Genomic DNA, 18,033 nt, shown 5'->3' with positions numbered 1-18,033 from the left:
TCACGCGTCGTCCCGCGCGGTCGCGGCAAGGGTGCTGGACGCGACGGCATGGCAGGCCACGCCCTCGCGCGGGACCGGGAGTTCGTGGGTGCATCTCTGGTGGACGAGGGGGCAGCGGGCGGCGAACGCGCAGCCCGCCGGGCGCTCGGCCGCGGCCGGGGGCCGACCCGCGATGGTGGCGAGCGGTCGGCGTCGGCCCGCTTCGTCCAGGGCGTCGTCCTCGTGGTCGGCGAGACGGGGGGCGGCCGCCAACAAGGCCTTGGTGTAGGGGTGTCGGGCCCGTCCGGCCCGCAGGTCGCGTGCCGAGAGCTCCTCCACCACCCGGCCGGCGTACATCACGACGATCCGGTGGCACAGGGTGCTCACGACGCCGATGTCGTGGGAGATGAACAGCATGCCGGTGCCACGGCGTCGGTTGGTCTCGCGCAGCAGGTCCAGGACTTCGGCCTGGACCGTCACGTCGAGTGCCGTGGTCGGCTCGTCGGCCACGATCAGTTTCGGGCCCGGCAGGACAGCGGAGGCGATCATCGCGCGCTGCCGCATTCCGCCGGACAGTTCGTGCGGGTACTGCCGTGCCACGGCCTCCGGGTTCAGGATGCGCACCTTCTCCAGCGCCTCGATCGCCTCGGCACGCGCCTGCGCCCTGCTCACCCCCTGGTGGGTGCGGAGCACCTCGGTGAGCTGGCCGCCGATGCGCAGGGCCGGATTGAAGGACGCCGACGGGTCCTGGAAGACGATGCCGACCTCGGTGGCCAGGCGCGCCGCGTCGACGCGGCGCGCGTCCAGGTCCAGGTCGTCCAGGGTGAGACGGGCGGCGTGGGAGGTGAGTCCGTCCGGCAGCAACCGGGCCACCGTCATCGCGGTGAGGGACTTGCCCGAGCCGGACTCGCCGACAAGGCCGACGATCTCGCCGGGCATGACGTGGAAGGAGACTCCGTCCACGAGCCGGGTCCCGTCGGGACGTTCGACGCTCAGTCCGTCCACGATGAGCAGTGCGTTCTCCGGTGCGCGCCCGGACGGTCCGGGGTGCTCGGCGGGCCGCGCGGCCGCCGTGGCCACCGGGCCGCCCCGGGGGTCGGACCCGGCGGCGAGCCCGTCGCCCACGAAGGAGGCGAGGACGCCCGTCACCGTGATCGCGACGGCGGGACCGATCGCCTCCGCCGGATTGGTGTACAGCGCCTCCAGTCCGGTACTCAGCAGCGCTCCCCAGTCGTACTCCGGTGACTGCACGCCGAGCCCCAGGAACGACAGACCGGACAGGGCGGTCAGGACCTGCGCGAACGCCACCGACAGCAGGACGATCAGCGGACCCGCGATGTTCGGCAGCAGGTGCCGCGCCAGTACCCGGTGGGGCGGTACGCCCGTCAGCCGCGCCGTCGACACGAAGTCCCGCTGGGCCACCGAGGCGGCCATGTTGGCGGTGAGCCGGGCGAAGGCCGGGCAGCCGCCGAGGCCGATCGAGACGACGGCCGCCGTCGGGCCCGCGCCGAGCACGGCCGAGACGACCAGCGCCAGGATGAGCGCGGGGTAGGACACCATCACGTCGATGAGACGCAGCCCGAGCTCGCGTACCCGCGGCCCCGACACCCACACCAGCGTGCCGAGCAGGATGCCTGCGGTGCCCGCGATCGCGGTGGCGGCCAGGGTCATCAGCAGGGTGAGCCGGGTGGCGACCAGGGTGCGGGCGAGGACGTCGCGGCCGAGGGCGTCGGTGCCGAGCCAGTGCTCGGCGCTGACGCCCTCACGGGCGGCACCGGACAGCGTGGTCGCCGTGTCGGTCCAGACCAGGGGACCGATCACCCCCAGCAGTGCGATCAGGGCCAGGCCGGTCACCCCGGCCCACAGGGCCGGGTTCGGGCGCGGGGAGCGCGGGGGTGTGGGGCTCGGGGATGCCGTACGCATCAGTGACCACCCTTTCCGGCCAGAGTGCGTGGGTCGAGCAGAGCGAGCACCACGTCGACCACGAGGTTGAGGAGGGCCGCGAGCAGCCCGAGAACGAGCACGCAGCCCTGGATGACCGGGTAGTCGCGGGCCAGGATCGCCTCGACGACGCGCTGGCCCATGCCCGGCCAGGCGAAGACGGACTCGACGATCACGGTGCCGCCGAGGAGGGAGGCGAGGATGAGTCCGCCGAGGGTCAGTGCGGCGGTGAGCAGGTTGGGCAGGGCGTGCCGGGTGTACAGCGTGAGCGGCGGCAGGCGGCGTCCGCGCGCGGTACGCATGTAGTCCTGGGCGAGTACGGAGGCGGCCTCGCGGCGCACGATGCGCGCCATCACACAGCTTCCGGGCAGGGCGATCGCCGCCACGGGCAGGACCAGGGACGCCAGTGTCTCGGCGCCGGCCGCGGGGAAGGCGCCGAGGACGACCGCGAGTACGAGCACCAGGAGGGTGCCGATGACGTACTCGGGGGTCGCCCCCACCAGCGACGTGGTGAAGGTGAAAGCGGTGTCCGTACGGCGGCTTCCCCGCACGGCGATCGCCAGACCCAGCGGTACGGCGACGAGAAGCACCACCAGCACGGCGAGGAGGGCGAGTTCGGCGGTGAAGGGCAGCCGGGTGGCGATGATGTCGGCGACCGGTTCACGCGTCTGGAACGACAGACCGAGGTCACCGTGGAGGAGCCCGCCCGCGTAGTCCGCGAACCGTGCGGACAGGGTCTGATCGAGTCCCAGTCGGCCGCGCAGCCGCTCGATGTCCGCGGGGGAGGCGTCGGCGCCGGCGAGCACGCGGGCCGGGTCGCCGGGGATGAGCTGGACGATCAGGAACGTGACGACGACCAGGGTGGTGGCGACGGCGACGAGACCGGCCAGTCTCCGCAGCAGGAAGGTGCCCCACGGGCCGAGGGCGAGGCCGTGGCGGGGCGCGGACCGCCGAGGGTCCGTGCCCTTCCGGGCCCCGGGTACGGGGGCGTGCACCGGTGTCGCGGTCACTCGGCGATCCGCAGCGTGACGGGGTCGAAGGCGCCTGCCGGGAGGGTGGCCGAGACGCCCTCTCGGAAGACGTAGTGGACATTGACGGTGGCGAGCGGCACCACGTCGTTCGCCAGCAGGATGGCCTTCTGGGCCTTCTGCCATGCGGCGCACTTGGCCTTCTGGTCGACGGTGGTGGTCGCCTCGCCGTACCCCGCGAGGAACGCCTTGTTGTCGACGGCACCGAAGTTGCGGCCCTCGGCCGGCTCGTCGCCGATGAAGTGGACGCCGCCGCGTGCCAGCTGTCCGTAGATCATCGGGAAGACCGTGAGGTCCCAGTCGCCCTGGTTGCCCATGACCTGTGTGGCCCAGGTGCCGTTGTCGGCGTTCGTGAGCTGCACGTCGGCACCGGCGGCGCGCAGCGCCTCCTGGACGTAGGTGTTGCCGGCGCCCTGGCCGACGGCGTTGGAGCCGACCAGCTTGATCCTCACGCCGCTGAGGGCCTTCTTGGCGGCGGCCGGGTCCGTCTTCGTGAGGAGGGACGGGTCGGTGGAGACACAGGGCGCCTTGGCGTCCACGTACGAGGTCATGACCTGGCCCGTGCCGCCGAAGACCTTGTTGAACGCGTTCGCGTCGATTGCCTGCGCCACCGCCCTGCGGAGCTCCGGATCGGCGCCCGGATGGCCCTCGCGCTGGTTGAAAGCGACGAAGTTGCGGATGAGGGGAGCCGCCTCGATCGCGAAGCCGTCCTTGCCGAAGCGAGCCGCGTCGGGTCCGGTGAACGCCCCGAAGTCGACGGCCCCCGTCTGGAGCTGGTTGGCAAGCGTCGCCTCGTTCCTCACGACCGACACCTTCAGGGTGTCTGCCGGCCTGCCCGCGGGCATCGCCGCGTACTGAGGCCAGGCGTCGTAACCCTTTCGCAGCTTCAGCTCGTACGCCGATCCGCGCTCGGCCCCCACCAGCTCGTACGGACCGGTGCCCGCACCCGCCACGGCGCCCGTGCCGAGCCGGTCCCCGGCGGTGAGACCCGGCGAGCAGACGACACCGGTGGTGCTGTTCGCCAGGCCCGGGAGGAGCTCGCCCCACGGTGCGGCCAGCTCGATGCCGACGGTGCCGGCCTTGTCGTCGCCGGTGATCGTGGTCCCCTCACCGGTGTTGCCCGGACCGAAGGTCATCGCGGCGCCGGCCGAGGTCGTCCGGTACCGGGTGAGCGAGGCCGCGACCTGCGACGCGGTCAGCGGCTTGCCGTCCGAGCAGGTCACACCCTTCTTCAGGGTGAAGGTCACGCCGGTCGGGGACTGCTCCCACGTCCGGGCGAGCCGGGGCACGATGGCACCGCCGTCGTCCTGGCCGACCAGCGTCTCGTACATCAGGCGACCCACGACGTAGTCGCTCGCCGCCTGCTGCCTGATCGGATCGAACGTCGTCACGTCCGACGTGAGAGCGAGCCTGACGGTTGCCCCGCCCTGGGCGCCGCCCGCACTGCCGTCCTCCGCGGAGGGACTGGATCCGGTCGTACAGGCGGAGGTCAGGAGCGAGGCGGCGGCGACCGCGATGGCGCCGCTGAGGAACCGGGGACGGTGCATGACGTAACTCCGGGGAAGGAGGAGGCGATGTGAGGTGGGCTACAGGATCAGCCCCCTTCCGGCGACACCCCGGAATTGCAAGAATCCGAGTCTGGAGGTGGACCTGATGCGGGAATGCGCAACAAGCGCGCCTTGGGCGACGACCGCGACCGCCCTCGGTACAACACTGGATGAACTCGACCTGGAGCTCATCACGGCCCTCCAGGTGGCGCCCCGCGCTCCCTGGTCCCAGCTCGCCGGCCCTCTCGGTGTGGACGCGGCCACCCTCTCGCGACGCTGGGCCAGACTCCGGGATTCCGGGACGGCGTGGGTCACCTGCTACACCGGCGCCTCCCAAGTGGCTTACGGTGCGCTGGCGTTGATCGAAGTCAGCTGCCTGCCGCAGGACCGCGAGGCCCTCGCCGCCGATTGCGCGCGGCAGCCACAGGCGCTCAGCGTGGAGATGGTGGCCGGCTCCAGCGACCTGCTGCTGACCGTCGCCACCCGTCACAGGGCCGCGATGGCCGACTACGTCCTCGCCCTCGGCAAGAGTCCCAGCGTGACGGGTACCCGCACCCACCTCGTGCAGCACCTGCACCGCGAGGCGAGTCAGTGGCGGTTCGACTCGCTCTCCCGAGACCAGCAGCGTGGCCTGCCCGGCTCCGGGGCCGGGCCTCGACCCAACCCCGGCCCCATCACCCCGGAGGAACGCCGTCTGATCCTCGCGCTGGCTCCCGACGGGCGCCGCTCCCTCGTCTCGCTCGCCGCCGAGCTCGGTCGGCCGGAGGCGACGGTGCGGCGCATGCTGGCCGGGGTCCTGGGCAGCGGCAAGGCGGTGTTGCGCTGCGAGGCCGCTCAGCCGCACACCGGCTGGCACACCAGCTTCACCGTGTGGATGAGTGTTCCTCCCGCCGAACTCGCCAGAGCCGCAGAGGAACTGGCGGCCCTGCGCGACACCAGACTGTCCGCGTCCACGGCCACCGAGGCCAATCTGCTCGCCGCGGTGTGGGCCCACGGAACCAACGACATCGCTCGCTACGAGGCCCGCCTCGCCGAGACCGTCCCGGACTTGCGCGTCCTCAACCGGGCCGTCACCCTGCGCTGGGTCAAGCGCATGGGGCGCATGATGGGCCCCGACGGCCGCAGCCAGGGGTGCGTGCCGATGGACCTCTGGGCGGACGCACACGCGTAGGCCGTGCACGTGAGGCAGGCCAAGGCGCCTGCCGCCCACGGCGCGGTGCCCGCGGCCCGACGGCTCGGGTTGATGGGGGACGAGTCGACGATGGCTCCAGGCCAAGCCCCCCACCGAACTCACTCTGCCCGCCTCGGGCTACATTCACCCGATGAGCATCGAGGAGCGAGTGAGTTGCGCGTTCTGCATGGAAACCACGGACATCGGCCCTTGCGGTGATGGCGTCACGTTGGAGATCACGCGGGCCGGGGAACAGAGCACGCAGTTCGTCTGGGCGCACCTGAGCTGCCTCGACGAGCGACTTCACAAACAGATTACCCGGGGCCCGTGGCTCGACGACTAGGACTTGCCCGGCCGGTCATGTTCCGAGCCGGATGAAGCCGGTCCGGCCACGGGCCCGACGCGATTCGCGACTGCCGCCCGAAGGACGACGGGGTTGCCGCTCCGTACTCGGCGTCGACCGTCCCCCGCATCCTTGCCCCCACGGGATCACCGAGCACGCCTGAGGCCCTTCTCGGTACAACCCTCTGGTGCTGACGCCTGCTCCGGTTTCGTGTCGGCCCGCCCCGAGGAAATGGGGCATGGACCCCTCCTTCGTGGCGATCGCCCCTGTGTCATCTCGGCGAACCACCACGTACCCGCCACCACGCACGCCAGCAGCAGTCCGTGCAACATGGCCCTCGGCCAAGTGGCGTGCTCCGCCCAGCGACCCATGGCGATGAACGCCGCCCAGCTGACCAGCAGGACGCACGTAACCCTTACACGTCGGTGTCTGAACATGCGGGCCCGGCTACCCGGGGCAGCAGCGTTCACACCGCCCCGATACCCGTGACCCTCGCCCGTGGGCCGGACGTGACGGCCTCGGACGTGCTTTCTCCGCGGCCACGGCACGGTGTGGAGTAGGTAGTCGGTGATGACGTTCTGAGCATCCGGGTTCCTGCCCAGCTTCAGGCGCCGAGGTGGACGAAGGCCGCCCACGCGCCGGGCCGGTACGGCGACGCGGTCCGCATGTGGCGCACCGCCCGGTGAAGGGCCGTCGCGGCGTGCGCGGCGTCGGGGCGGCCGTCCACCAGGAGTCCCGTGTACACCTGCTCCGTCAGGTCACTCGCGGCAGCGTCGTCGACCGCCCAGAGGGTGCCGACGACATGCCGGAAGCCGGCGTGGTGGAAGGCTGCGGCAGGGGTGAGGACTTCGTCCGGCACGGTGACTCCCCCGGAAGCCGATTTGCACGCGGCGAGGAAGGCGAGGTTGTTGGCGGGGTGCCGCGCCCGGACGACGTCCGCCACGGTGAGGCGGCCGTCCTGCAGGATCAGTCCCCCCGACGAGGGGTCCGTGATGTTCTGGTCGCCGTGGCAGCTGAAGTGCACCCACGTGTGGTGTGCCAGCGCTTCGGTCACGGCACGGACCGTAGCCTGCGCGCCGTGGAGCTTCGTCAGGCGGGTACGGGGCGCGAACGTGGACAGGAGCTGCGCATCGCGCACGGCGCCCGGGAGTGTGCGGAGCCCTGGCGGCTCCGGTGCGACCGAGAGCAGGCTCGGTTCGGTCACCGGACCGGATACGGGGGCGAGGGCTGTGGAGAGTGCACGGAGTGTCGGAGCGTACGAGGAGATGACGCGGTCCATGACGCTGTCGTGACCGGCCCCGTCCAGATCGTGCTCACCCGCCGCGTGGAGAGGAAGGTGAGTCAGCATGTTGGTGGGACACCACCAGACGCGTGGCCAGGGCTGGTCCGGTGCGGGTGGGCCGACGTGGCCGAGGGCGTTGAGCACGGGCTCCGCGATGCCTCTCCAGAGCTGGCCGAGCGTCTCGCCGATGGCGTGCTCGCGCACGAGGGCTGCGGCTGGGGAGTCCGCCCCGGACGGGGTCCGGCGCTCGTACTGGAACTGCGCGCGGAGGTGACCCACGGACATCTCGGCGATTTCCAGGGCCGTGATCCGTAGCGGCACCGCGTGCACGTCGTGACCAGTGATCAGAAGGGCGTCGCACCGGTACCGGCTGACGTTGACGACGACCGCGGCGCTGCCTCGTGGAAGTTCGAGGACCGGGGTCGGGGGATCGCGCAGGAAGGCGGAGAAGCCGGGTAGCGCCCGAGCCTCGGCCACGGCTTCGTCCCACCGGCGTCCGAGCGCCATCATGGCGTCCGGGTGTGGTTGTGTACCGTCCGCCAGGGGCAGGGCGCCGTTCAGCGCCGCGTCCAGGGCCCGGGCCTCGGGTTGCCTGCCGAGCTGCGCGCGAAGGGCGGTGAGCCGGTCGGCCAGGTCCGGGTCCACAGCCCTGAGGGCCGTCGCCTCGGCCGACCACTGCCATTCGCCGGTGAAGACGACGGCGCGGGCCTGTTCGAGAATCGCGATCGCCCGCTCGGGGGGATGGCCCGCGGACAGCGCGCACGCGGCGGCATCGGAGGCGAGACCGGTGGCCTTCGACAGGAGCCGCTGCCGGTCGGTCTGTCCGATGCCGATCCAGCTGAGTTCCGGCAGGAGCCCGATGGCAAGGGTATAGGCCTCCAGTGCCTGGCCCCAGTCTTCGAAGGACGCCGCCTCGGCGCCCCAGCCCAACGTCACCCGCAGGCGCATGGCAGGTGTCGCCGGGAGCGAGGCGGCCCGACGCCAGAGCGCCGTCGCCTCACGCGAAGCCCCGGAACGTCCGTCACGCCGCACGAGGAGGATGGCGAGGGTGTGGAGCAGCCGTGGCAGGTCGGAGTGGTGTTCCGGAGCGGCACCGACCGCCGACCGCGCGTGATCGACGGCCTCGTCCAGATCGTCGGCGCAGGGCCGGAAGGAGTGGCGCTCGGCGAGGGCGCCGGCCAGGTGCGAGAGATATGTGGCCCGATCCGGGGCGAGCGGACCTGCCAGGGCCAGCGCATTCCTGGCCGTGGTGACCGCCTCGTCGAGATCCGCGAGGTCGGGGTGCGCGCGGCTGCGAGTGAGCAGGGCTGCGACATGGTTCGAGTGGTACGCGGCATTGCGAGCCGCCGGGACACGAGTGTCCCCGATGAGCGACCGGCCCACCTCGATGGCCTGCGAGAGGTCTTCCGCGTCACCCGTCTCCGCGTGGCGCAATGCGAGGTGGAGCGCGAGATTCCCCCGGGCGGCGTGCCAGTACGGGCTGTCACCCACGTCGACGGTGATCTGCATGAGGGCGTCGGTGAGGCGGCCGAGGGAGATGGCCTCGTTGAGATCGTCCAGATTTCCGTGGAGCCTAAAGCGTTGGCTGAGGGCCCGGGCGAGATTGGCGACCATGTCGAGGCCCGGCCCGGCTGCGAGGGCGAACGCTTCACGTCCGTGGGCGACGGCCGCATGCACGTCATGGGCCGAGCCCGTCGCATACGCTCTTTCGGCGAGCAGGTTGCAGAGGTTGGAGGCCAAGGTCGCGCGGTCGGGAGCGTCGTGGGGGAGGGCGTCCAGGGCCGCCTCGGCGCGTGCGACGGAGCGGTCCAGTCGGGTCCGGTCGCCGGTGAGCTGGTAGAGATCCCATTCGTGGATGCTGAGGCTGGAGGCGAGCACGGAAAATTCCTCGCCCCCGACATCGTCCGAGGAGATCAGCCGCTCGATCTCGGTGATGCTCTCTTCCCAGCGGGCCGGTGTCCCGCTCAGGTGCGCCCGGGCGCTGAGCAGCTCCATCAGCATGATCCGTTCGCCGGCTGCCGAGTCGGCTCCGGTGGAGTCGCGGACTCTTTCACGCTGCAGGACGAGCGCCGCATCCAGACTGTCCGGGGTGCCCCGGGCCAGCGCGAGCCGAACGAATCCCTCCTCCACCAGGGGGCGTTCGGGATGACCGGGCGGAAGCAGGGCGAGGGCCGAGAGCATGGCGGCCTCCGCCGCAGCGGCGTCGGAGTCATCGCCGGTTGCTTCGTACCGGTCCTGGTAGACGGCACCGAGGTTGGCGTGGAGAACGTACCGGGCGGGATCGCGGGGGGCCAGCCTGTCTCCACCGCACCCGAGCCGCTCGATCGCCTCGTTGAGGTAGGTAACCCTGCCGCTTCTGCGCCAGCAGGTGCGAAGCGTTTGGGTCAGGTACGCCAGTTGTCCGGTCAGGAGATCAGGCCGGGCGACGACCAGTTCGACGCTCAGCCGGGCAACTGCTGCCAGCGCCTCCGTGTCGGCGTCGTCGCCCGTCAACGAAAACCGGGCCAGCAGGGCGGCTTCCACCTCGCGCAGGGCCGCCAGATGATCGGCGCTGCCCGACGGGCAGGCGCCGGCGGCCCGGCGAAGGAGGCTCAGGGCGTGGTCAAGGACGGTGAGATCCTCGGTCGTCCGCGCATGCCGGAGGGCTTCCTGAGCAGGCCAGGAGCAGTGCCAGCCAGGGGGGCGTGCCTGGGTGACGGCGTTCCAGTCCGCCGGTAACATCCGCGCCCGCACGAGGGCCAGGACCGGGTCGTCCGCCCCCGCCCAGTGCAGCCGGAGTGCGGCGGCATGGATCAGCTCGTCGGCCGGTCCCGCCCGGTGGGCGTCGATGAAAAGGAGCAGCGCCTCCCCGAGGTCCGCCGGGTCGCCCCGCAGACAGAAGCGTAGACGCAGGGCCCGGCCGAGGTTGGTCGAGCACACGGCGCGCGTGTCCTCGTCCTCCACCTGAGGATCGTCGAGGGGGGAACGCAGGTCGACGATGGCCTCGTCCAGGTCGGCCGGCTCGCCCGCGATCCGGAAGCGAGCCAAGAGCACGGCCCCGGCGCGGGCGGTGACGATCGTCGCCATGGGGTGTCCCTGCCCCAGCATGTGCACCGAGTTCCGGAAGAGCCGGACTGCTTCGTCGAGGTCCAGGAGGCTCCCGGCGCTCCCGTTGGCCTTGTGGAACAGTTCCGCGGCTTGGTCGTTCCACAAGTGGGCGATCGAGTTGCGCGCGGGGCGGGGCAGTGCGTCCGCCCTCTCCGGAATCTGGCTGAAGATCTCGATGACCAGGATGAGGTCGGCCATGTTCTGAGGACGACTCGTCTCGCCCCTGTGACAGAGGAAGACCCCGAGCGTGCACGCGACATCGGACGTCGCTCCGCCCGGGGCCGCCATTGCCTCCAGTGCAGCGTCCACATCTTCCTGCACGTGCGGCGCGTGCAGGAGGGAGGCATCGCCCGCCGTCTCGTAGCGCGCGATGAGTTGCTTCAGTCGTCGGACGGCCTCGTCGCGCATGCGCTTCCTCGTCAGGGGGTGTTCGCCGAACCGCCCAGGTCCGACATCCCGGGAGCGGGAGCGGGAAGGGAAAGGGACGTGGCATCGGCTGTGGCTACGGGGTGGGTGTAATCCTGCCCGAGGTCGCGTCCCTGCCGCCAGAAGTCGCAGAGCGTGGTGTTCACTTGACGCTCCTCGTCCCGGGTGGCTGGTAGATCGATTCTCAGTGCGCTGTACAGATCGAATCGGTGCAGATCGAAAGCCACCCTGAGCGCCTCGCCGTACGACAGGGCGGCGGCGACAGCAGCTCCGTACGCGAGCCGGGCGAGAAACAGGGGCGCGGCAGACAGCATGACCCACCAGCCGGTCGGAGCGAGCAGCACTGTCGAGCCGATGCCACAGACCAGACCGGTCACCGAGAGCCGGACCATCGCGTCGAGCATGTCTCGGCGGTTGTCCACCATGATGCGCACCGGATCTGCCAGCAGCGGGTACAGCCGTGGCCAGGCGACCGGGGCGTCCCAGCCGTACGGACGGCCCGCCCGGTCCTCTGCGGCCGCCAGGGTGTTACCCAGTCGAGTCGGCCGCGTGAGGCCGCTCTCGGAGGGAAAGCTCTGGCGCAGGACGATCAGGGCCAGTCCGGCGCGACGGACCTCGCTCGGTGCCGGAGGGCCCCCTGGCGTGAGAGCGGTGCCGGCGGACAGGCGCGACCGCCGCTGGTTCTGCCGCCGGACACCGTATGTCGTGAGGGCCGACATACGGGAAGGCCAGTAGCCCTCGAGGAACTTGACGACGGACAGTTGAAGCGGGTGAAACAGGACCGCCACCACCAGCAGCAGCAGGAAGAGCATCAGGATCTCCCCGACGCCGAGCGTGGTGGCTGCCTTCCAGGCGCTGCGAAAGGCCGGCGGGCGGTTTGGTGCCCCCGCCCATACGAGGCTGAGCAGGAAGAAGGATCCGGCGCAGGTGGGCAGATAGCCGACCAGAAGGAACCGACCGGACACCAGTGAGGTGGCCGACCCGGCCACGGTGCCGAGGTTCATGCCGTGTCCGCCATGAGGCCATGTCCTTCCGGACAATCGGGTGGGGGTTCGTCACCCGAGACCCGGTAGGCGACCTGCGTGCACCCGGTGCACATGAACCTCATGAGGGTGAAGGTGGTAGGGGCTCCCGGAAGGGTCGCGCCGTCGCCCGCGCCGATCTCGATTCCGCGGTCGACGGAGTTCGACGCATCGGTGATCGCCTCGAAACGGGCCCGCCCCACCACGCCCGCACGTGTGGCACCGACGCACAGCACGATGTCTCCGGTTTCCGTGTCCGCCCGGAAGATCGCCGTAAGAAGGGCCGTTACCAGGGACAGATCGGCCGTTGCCCATACGTACAAGCTGGTGACGGCGCGCGATGCGTCGATCCTGCGGTCGAACAACGCATTGAGATGTGACCCGGCGAACCTGTCCGACATCGTTGCCCCCCATGCACGATTTCGAGAAGGATCCTACTCAACCGACCAGGGCTTGTCCGGCCGATCAAGGTCCATCCAGGCGCAGAACCCCGTCGATCACCTGCCGGTGGTCCCGCCATCGCCACACGCTGCAGCTGACCCCCGGACGTGCTTGCCCCTTGCGGGGAGCTCCGGTCCCGGCGTCCGCGTCATACGTTCCAAACCCGCGGCGGATCACCTCGGCATGAAGCGGCCCCTTCACCGGTCTGTTCGGGCCCGGCCCCCAAAGGAGGGCCCAACCCGTCCCCTGCAGGCGTCTGCCCGGAGGCGTTCGCTGCCGTGAGCCGTGAGCCGTGAGCCGTGAGCCGTGAGCCGTGAGCCGTGAGCCGTGAGCCGTGAGCGTGAGCCGTGAGCGTGAGCCGCGCGCGGCCCGTCATGTCGTCATTCCGGCCTGAGGGTAGGTTCCGTGACACAGTGGAACCATGTGCGGCCGCTACACCTCGACCCGTGGTCCCGAGGACCTGACCCGCCTCTTCCAGGTCACCGACTGGAGCCCTGCCGAGACGCTGGCGCCGAGCTGGAACGTCGCGCCGACCGACGAGGTCTACGCGGTCCTCGAACGCGCCGGGCGGGATGATGGCGAGGAGGTACGCCGTCAGCTGCGGGTGCTGCGTTGGGGTCTGGTGCCGTCGTGGGCGAAGGACCCGAAGGTCGGCTCACGGATGATCAACGCCCGGGTGGAGACCGTGCACGAGAAGCCCGCCTATCGGCGTGCTTTCGCCAAACGGCGCTGCCTGCTGCCGGCCGACGGCTTCTACGAGTGGGAGCCGGTGAAGGACGAGGCAACGGGCAGGACGCGGAAGCAGCCGTACTTCATTCACCCCGCCGACGGTCAGGTGATGGCCATGGCGGGGCTGTACGAGTACTGGCGCAACCCCGATGCTGCGGGCGATGACCACCCTGACGCGTGGCTGACGACCTGCACGATCATCACCACTGAGGCCACCGACGCGGCCGGCCGCGTACACCCCCGCATGCCACTCGCCCTCACCCCGGACCACTACGACACCTGGCTCGACCCCCACCACCACGACACCGACGACCTTCGCGCCCTGCTCATCCAGCCCGCGGACGGCCGGCTCGACGCCCGCCCTGTCTCCACGGCCGTCAACAGCGTCCGCAACAACGGGGCCCACCTCCTCGACGCGGCCACCTGACCCGCTTGGCCGCCTCACGAACCGACAACGACTCCCCAAGACCCGCCCAGGGTCATGCTCGACCCGTCAGGAGCCGCCGCGGGCTACCGCTGCGCCCCCCACGTGCCGACTGCCCCGCCGACTGCGGTGACCAGGGCGACGCGCCACCCGGGGATGCGCTGAACGGTCACGTGCGCCCCTCCACAGCGCGCCGGTGGAGCGGGTAGAGGCGAGGATGCAGGCCGATGCCCTTGACCCGGCTGCGCGTGACAGCGGGCTGGTCGTACGTGTCCGCTGTTCGGGGTCGCCTCACAGAGCAAGGACGAGGGGCTGCGGTGGCGGGTGGTCGTCGAGGTCACCCACGGCTGTCCGCAGCAGGCCCGTGACGCGCTGAACTCGCCACCCTCGACCGAGACGGCCACGCGACACCACACGCGTGGCCGAAGTCGAGTTCCTATCGAGTCGCGATCGCGTGGCCCTCCGCGTCCCTCAGCTCGCGCTTGAGGATCTTGCCGGTGGCATTCATGGGCAGGACGTCGCGGAACTCTACGAGGCGGGGGTACTTGTAGCCGGCCATCTCCACTTTGCACCAGTCGATGAGCTCCTCCTCGGTGAGTGTCGAGCCCGGGGTACGGACCACGCAGGCCTTGATCTCCTCGCCGTGGCGGTCGTGTGGCACGCCGATGACGGCCGCCATGCTCACGGCGGGATGGATGAGCAGCACCTCCTCGATCTCGCGCGGGTACACGTTGAACCCACCGCGGATGATCATGTCCTTGGCGCGGTCGACGATGTAGAACCATCCGTCGGCGTCGCGGCGGGCGAGGTCACCGGTGCGGAACCAGCCGTTGCGCATCACCTCGGCGGTCGCCTCGGGCCGGTTGTAGTAGCCCTTCATGACGTTGTGACCGCGGACGACGATCTCGCCGATCGCCTCGGCGCCCTGGACTGGTGTCCAGTCCTTGTCGACCAGGTCCACCTCGACACCCCAGACGGGGCGCCCGATGGACCCGGGACGCACCTCCTCGCCGGGCGGCACGAAGGTGGCTGCCGGGCTGGTCTCCGAGAGACCGTACCCCTCCATGATGGTGACCCCGAAACGCTCACTGAACCGGCGGTGGATCTCGACCGGCAGTGCTGAGGCTCCCGACCCGGCCATCCGCAGGTTCTTGGCGATCAGCGCCAGGTCGACATCGGGCGCATCCTCTTCGAGCAGGGCCCAGTACATCGTGGGAACTCCCGCGAAGAACGTGACGGCATGACGCTGCATCAGGGCGAGGGCCGAGCGGGCGTCGAAGCGTGGCAGGAGCACGAGCGTCGCCCGGGAGGCGATGCCGGCGTTCATCTGGACGACCTGGCCGAAGGAATGGAAGAGCGGCAGGGAGATCAGGTGGACGTCGTGCTCGATCTCGCCGAACAGCTTGTGGCACGTGAGGACGTTGAGCATCACGTTGGAGTGGGTGAGCTCGGCGCCCTTGGGGCGGCCCGTGGTGCCGGAGGTGTACAGGATGACCGCGGTGTCACCGGCCTCGGTGACAACCGTCTCGAAGTCCGCGCTCTTTCCGGCCAGCGCCGCGGTCAGGGTCTCGGCGCCCACGATCGGGGAGACCTCGGTGGGGGCGGCGGTCATCAGGAAGAAGTCCTCGCAGCCGGGCGTCTCACCGAAGCCGGCCCAGCCCTCCTGCCCCATCGGGAGGTCCGCGGTGCCCTCGAAGCAGAAGTAGGCCTTCGCCTCGGAGTCGGCCAGGTGGTACGCGATCTCCCGGCCCTTGAGCAGCACGTTGAGCGGGACGACCACCCCGCCGGCCTTGAGGATGCCGTAGTAGACGATCGGGAACCAAGGGAGATTCGGGCAGGACAGTGCGACCTTGTCACCGGGCTGGATGCCGCGCGAGCACAGCAGGTCGGCCACCCGGCGGGCGGCCGTGTCCAGCTCGGCGTAGGTGAGCCGCTGGGTGCCCAGCACGACTGCCGTGCGGTCGGGCACGGTGCGGGCGCTGTTCTCCAGCAGGGCGGCGAGATTGAGCATGAGGTCTCCGTTGGGGATGTTTCGGTGGGGGCCATGGGCGTGCGGGTACGGGGGCCGGCAGGACCGAGGGCGGTCGGGGTCAGCCCCGCAGCGCGGCGGCGAAGAGCGCGGGCAGTTTCGTCAGGCTCGGCGCCGCCGTGAAGCGGACGAGACGCTCCACCGTGGTCAGTGCCGTGCGGTGGGTGACGAAGTACGGCGGGCGCGGGGACAGCGACGGGTCGCCCGTGACCAGGCCCCGGGGGGCCGGTGTGAACGGGGCGCGCAGCACGGTCTTCTCGATGTCCTCGAGCATGAACGCGTTGTGCACGAAGCCGATGCCGCTGCCGATGTCCTGGCGGGTGTGGCCGGGGAACGCGCCCCACGGAGTGAAGCCGAGGAGGAAGCCGACGCCCGACCAGCAGTTGACGCCCAGGGTGCCGTAGCGCAGATCGGCGATGGCGGTGCGCACCGCCTCCCGGTGGGCCTTCTCGGTCTTCGGGTGGACGATCAGCGTGGCGCCGAGGGTGCCGGGCAGGGTGTCGTTGGCGAAGTCGACGGCGTGGCGCAGGAATTCCGCCGGGGCCGCGCCGGGCAGGCGTACGACGCCCAGTGCGCTGCCGAAGACCTCGTCGGTGACGAGGACGTCGTCGTGGTGGTCGGTGATGTCGGGGACGAGCAGCCGGCAGTCGTCGCCGTGCGTCTCCGCCTGCGGGTGTGCCTCCCGTACCGCGGCGAGACGGCCTGCGGCGCCGGGGTAGTAGTCGGTGCGCGGGGGCAGTTCACGCAGCACTCGCCGGATTTCGTCCAGGAGCCGTTCGGTGCCGTCCCAGTCGCCCGGCAGGACCAGGATCTGGCTGGCGATGCAGTTGTGGCCGGAGTTGTTCATCTTGCTGGTGACGATGTGCTCGGCCTGGAAGCGGAAGTCGGCTTCGCTCCAAGGGCCCGGTGCCACGATGCACGGGCTGACCCCGCCCAGTTCGCTGCTGAAGGGCTTGGCGATCAGCGGGAGGTCGTCACGGCGGCGTTGCTCCGCGTCCTCGTCGGTGCCCCAGACGATGGCGTCGTGGGTGCGGTCGCTGCCGGTGACGTGGATGGTTTTGATGCCGTCGTGACGTGTGAGATAGGCGCCTTCGGCCGCGCCGCCGTCGACGAAGCGCAGCCAGCCCCGTTCGACGAACTCGGCGAAGACGTACTCGAAGTGCGGGCGCAGATAGGCGTTGACCGGGTTCATCTTGGCGATGACGACCTGGCCCTCGACGTAGAGCTTGTGCAGGATGTCCAGCGCGGTGATGGCGGCGACGTTGCCTGCGCCGAGCACCAGGGCGACAGCCGGGGCCCCCTGCTTGCTCCGGTACTCGCCTGCGGCGCACGCCCGCGCCTGCTCCGCGGTGACGCCGGGGCGCATCCATACCTGGGCGGAGAATCCGTTGAGCAGCAGGGTGTCCCAGCCGGTGGCGGGGAAGACGTCCACGCGGGTGCGGCCGTTCTCCTCGTGGACAGCCTTGACGTCCAGCGGATCCCTGCCCGCTGCGATCCGGCGCAGGACGTGCAGAAGCGCCGCGGCGTTCTGGACCAGGGCCCAGGGGCCGCCCGTCCAGTCCTCCGCCGCCCAGGGGGAGTCCGGCTCATACCCCTTCGCCCGGGAACCCGCAGCGGCCATCTCGGCCGCACATGCGATGACGCGCGGCTGCAACCGCTCCAGGAGGGCGATGCGTTGGGCGAGCGGGGTGGTGGACCAGGACTCGGCGTTGCCGAGTACGTCGGCCACTGTACGGTCGAGGAAGGAGGTGTCGAGGGCGCTGGTGTTCAACGTCGTCCCTTGCGGAAGGTCGGAGGCGGGAAGGGCGGGGCCTGCCCAGTGCGTTGCGCGAGGAACGGGCCCATGAGGGGCCTGCCCCGTGCGGTGCGCGAGGAGCGGGCCGTGCGTGTCGTCACACGGAGAGCAGGCGGGCGTCGCGGTCGGGGTTGATCAGCGTGACGGCGGCGGTTCCGCCCACCAGGAGCAAGGCACCGGTGATCAGGACCGCGTACTCGTAGCCCCCCGCTCCATGGCTGTCCACGAGGCTGCCGATCAGGGTCGGAGCGATCAGGCCGGCGGTGGTCACCACGGCGTTCATCATGCCCAGTGCGCCGCCGCGACGATGGGCAGGAGCCAGCTCCATGATGGTGGTGGCGGCGATCCCGCCCATCGCTCCGGAGAGGCCGAACGAGCCGACCAGCAGCACGACCGTCACGGCACCGGCCGGGACCACGGGCAGGGCCAGACAGGAAGCGCCGGAGATGAGCAGAAGGACGCCGCCGACCCAGCCGCGGGCCCACCGGCTCGCGATTCCGCGGCGCAGCATCCATCCGGTCAGGCCCGCCTGCCCGAGCACCAGGATTCCGCTCAGACCCCAGAACAGCATCAGCAGCTGTGTGGACACGGCCGAGGAGTAGCCAAGACCGTCACGGAGGTAGGAGGGGAGCCACACCAGGGCGAAGGCGATCACCCAGTAGGTGCTGAAGTAACCGATCGTGACACCGATCCAGGTGCGCGTCGCAAGGATCCGGCGGTACGGCATCCGGGGCTGTGCCTGGCCCGCGGTCCCGGCCCCCTTGCCCGTCCCCGGCCCGTCGTCGCAGG

Annotated in this window: 13 protein-coding genes and 1 pseudogene; 5 read left to right on the top strand and 9 right to left on the bottom strand. The window is 70.7% G+C overall.

Going from position 1 to position 18,033, the window contains the following annotated elements; translation table 11 throughout:
* From AOK00_RS04000 to AOK00_RS39615, 3 genes are read right to left on the bottom strand one after another with little or no spacing between them, the layout of a single operon-like run.
* Positions 1-1,902, bottom strand: a complete 1,902-nt coding sequence (locus AOK00_RS04000) for a dipeptide/oligopeptide/nickel ABC transporter permease/ATP-binding protein (RefSeq protein ID WP_055598915.1) — start codon at positions 1,900-1,902, stop codon at positions 1-3.
* Positions 1,902-2,930, bottom strand: a complete 1,029-nt coding sequence (locus tag AOK00_RS03995; RefSeq protein ID WP_216822231.1) for an ABC transporter permease — start codon at positions 2,928-2,930, stop codon at positions 1,902-1,904. The genes AOK00_RS04000 and AOK00_RS03995 overlap by 1 nt, the downstream gene beginning before the upstream one ends.
* The gene (locus AOK00_RS39615; RefSeq protein WP_055598914.1) at positions 2,927-4,495 is read right to left on the bottom strand and encodes an ABC transporter substrate-binding protein; all 1,569 of its coding nucleotides are present in this window, start codon (positions 4,493-4,495) and stop codon (positions 2,927-2,929) included. Before AOK00_RS39615 ends, AOK00_RS03995 begins: the two co-directional genes overlap by 4 nt.
* A 106-nt stretch (positions 4,496-4,601) precedes the next feature.
* Between AOK00_RS39615 and AOK00_RS41305 the strand changes: the two are divergent.
* From AOK00_RS41305 to AOK00_RS03980, 3 genes and pseudogenes are all read left to right on the top strand, one after another.
* A pseudogene (locus AOK00_RS41305) lies at positions 4,602-4,775 on the top strand (AsnC family protein); the annotation flags it as partial.
* Positions 4,776-4,853: 78 nt separating this feature from the next.
* Positions 4,854-5,666 carry an Lrp/AsnC ligand binding domain-containing protein gene (locus AOK00_RS03985; RefSeq protein WP_254047229.1) on the top strand — a complete coding sequence of 271 codons (813 nt, stop codon included), beginning with the start codon at positions 4,854-4,856 and terminating at the stop codon, positions 5,664-5,666.
* A gap of 151 nt (positions 5,667-5,817) precedes the next feature.
* Complete coding sequence (locus AOK00_RS03980; protein ID WP_055598913.1) at positions 5,818-6,009, top strand: hypothetical protein; 192 nt, start codon at positions 5,818-5,820, stop codon at positions 6,007-6,009.
* A 604-nt stretch (positions 6,010-6,613) separates the two neighbouring features.
* Here AOK00_RS03980 and AOK00_RS03975 read toward each other — a convergent pair.
* The 3 genes from AOK00_RS03975 to AOK00_RS03965 all read right to left on the bottom strand — a co-directional run bounded on the left by AOK00_RS03975 (position 6,614) and on the right by AOK00_RS03965 (position 12,227).
* Positions 6,614-10,576 carry a CHAT domain-containing protein gene (locus tag AOK00_RS03975; protein ID WP_159041682.1) on the bottom strand — a complete coding sequence of 1,321 codons (3,963 nt, stop codon included), beginning with the start codon at positions 10,574-10,576 and terminating at the stop codon, positions 6,614-6,616.
* A gap of 221 nt (positions 10,577-10,797) precedes the next feature.
* Positions 10,798-11,808 carry a hypothetical protein gene (locus AOK00_RS38075; protein WP_055598911.1) on the bottom strand — a complete coding sequence of 337 codons (1,011 nt, stop codon included), beginning with the start codon at positions 11,806-11,808 and terminating at the stop codon, positions 10,798-10,800.
* Positions 11,805-12,227, bottom strand: a complete 423-nt coding sequence (locus AOK00_RS03965; RefSeq protein ID WP_055598910.1) for a hypothetical protein — start codon at positions 12,225-12,227, stop codon at positions 11,805-11,807. Before AOK00_RS03965 ends, AOK00_RS38075 begins: the two co-directional genes overlap by 4 nt.
* A 461-nt stretch (positions 12,228-12,688) precedes the next feature.
* Between AOK00_RS03965 and AOK00_RS03960 the strand changes: the two genes are divergently transcribed.
* The gene (locus AOK00_RS03960) at positions 12,689-13,423 is read left to right on the top strand and encodes an SOS response-associated peptidase (RefSeq protein WP_055598909.1); all 735 of its coding nucleotides are present in this window, start codon (positions 12,689-12,691) and stop codon (positions 13,421-13,423) included.
* A gap of 321 nt (positions 13,424-13,744) precedes the next feature.
* Complete coding sequence (locus AOK00_RS39955) at positions 13,745-13,906, top strand: hypothetical protein (RefSeq protein ID WP_254047228.1); 162 nt, start codon at positions 13,745-13,747, stop codon at positions 13,904-13,906.
* On the opposite strand, the gene AOK00_RS03955 is transcribed toward AOK00_RS39955, so the two are convergent.
* From AOK00_RS03955 to AOK00_RS03945, 3 genes are all read right to left on the bottom strand, one after another.
* Positions 13,857-15,431 carry a long-chain-fatty-acid--CoA ligase gene (locus AOK00_RS03955; RefSeq protein WP_055598908.1) on the bottom strand — a complete coding sequence of 525 codons (1,575 nt, stop codon included), beginning with the start codon at positions 15,429-15,431 and terminating at the stop codon, positions 13,857-13,859. The two genes, AOK00_RS39955 and AOK00_RS03955, sit on opposite strands and share 50 nt — an antisense overlap.
* 79 nt (positions 15,432-15,510) lie before the next feature.
* Positions 15,511-17,220, bottom strand: coding sequence for an aldehyde dehydrogenase family protein (locus AOK00_RS03950; RefSeq protein ID WP_055598907.1), 1,710 nt, complete (start codon positions 17,218-17,220; stop codon positions 15,511-15,513).
* A 121-nt stretch (positions 17,221-17,341) separates the two neighbouring features.
* The coding region (locus AOK00_RS03945; protein WP_159041681.1) for an MFS transporter at positions 17,342-18,033 on the bottom strand (692 nt) is incomplete at its 5' end.

Source organism: Streptomyces aureus, from assembly GCF_001418135.1.
In the GTDB taxonomy this organism is placed as follows: domain Bacteria; phylum Actinomycetota; class Actinomycetes; order Streptomycetales; family Streptomycetaceae; genus Streptomyces; species Streptomyces aureus_A.
Note: the sequence above shows the minus strand (reverse complement) of the source record. Positions and strands in the feature narration are given on the sequence as shown.

Bases quoted from the DNA above. Each gene is read 5' to 3' on its own strand.
- AOK00_RS04000 (WP_055598915.1), bottom strand. From the start codon at position 1,902: ATGCGTACGGCATCCCCGAGCCCCACACCCCCGCGCTCCCCGCGCCCG.
- AOK00_RS39615 (WP_055598914.1), bottom strand. From the start codon at position 4,495: ATGCACCGTCCCCGGTTCCTCAGCGGCGCCATCGCGGTCGCCGCCGCC.
- AOK00_RS03980 (WP_055598913.1), top strand. From the start codon at position 5,818: ATGAGCATCGAGGAGCGAGTGAGTTGCGCGTTCTGCATGGAAACCACG.
- AOK00_RS03975 (WP_159041682.1), bottom strand. From the start codon at position 10,576: ATGGCCGACCTCATCCTGGTCATCGAGATCTTCAGCCAGATTCCGGAG.
- AOK00_RS38075 (WP_055598911.1), bottom strand. From the start codon at position 11,808: ATGAACCTCGGCACCGTGGCCGGGTCGGCCACCTCACTGGTGTCCGGT.
- AOK00_RS03965 (WP_055598910.1), bottom strand. From the start codon at position 12,227: ATGTCGGACAGGTTCGCCGGGTCACATCTCAATGCGTTGTTCGACCGC.
- AOK00_RS03960 (WP_055598909.1), top strand. From the start codon at position 12,689: ATGTGCGGCCGCTACACCTCGACCCGTGGTCCCGAGGACCTGACCCGC.
- AOK00_RS03955 (WP_055598908.1), bottom strand. From the start codon at position 15,431: ATGCTCAATCTCGCCGCCCTGCTGGAGAACAGCGCCCGCACCGTGCCC.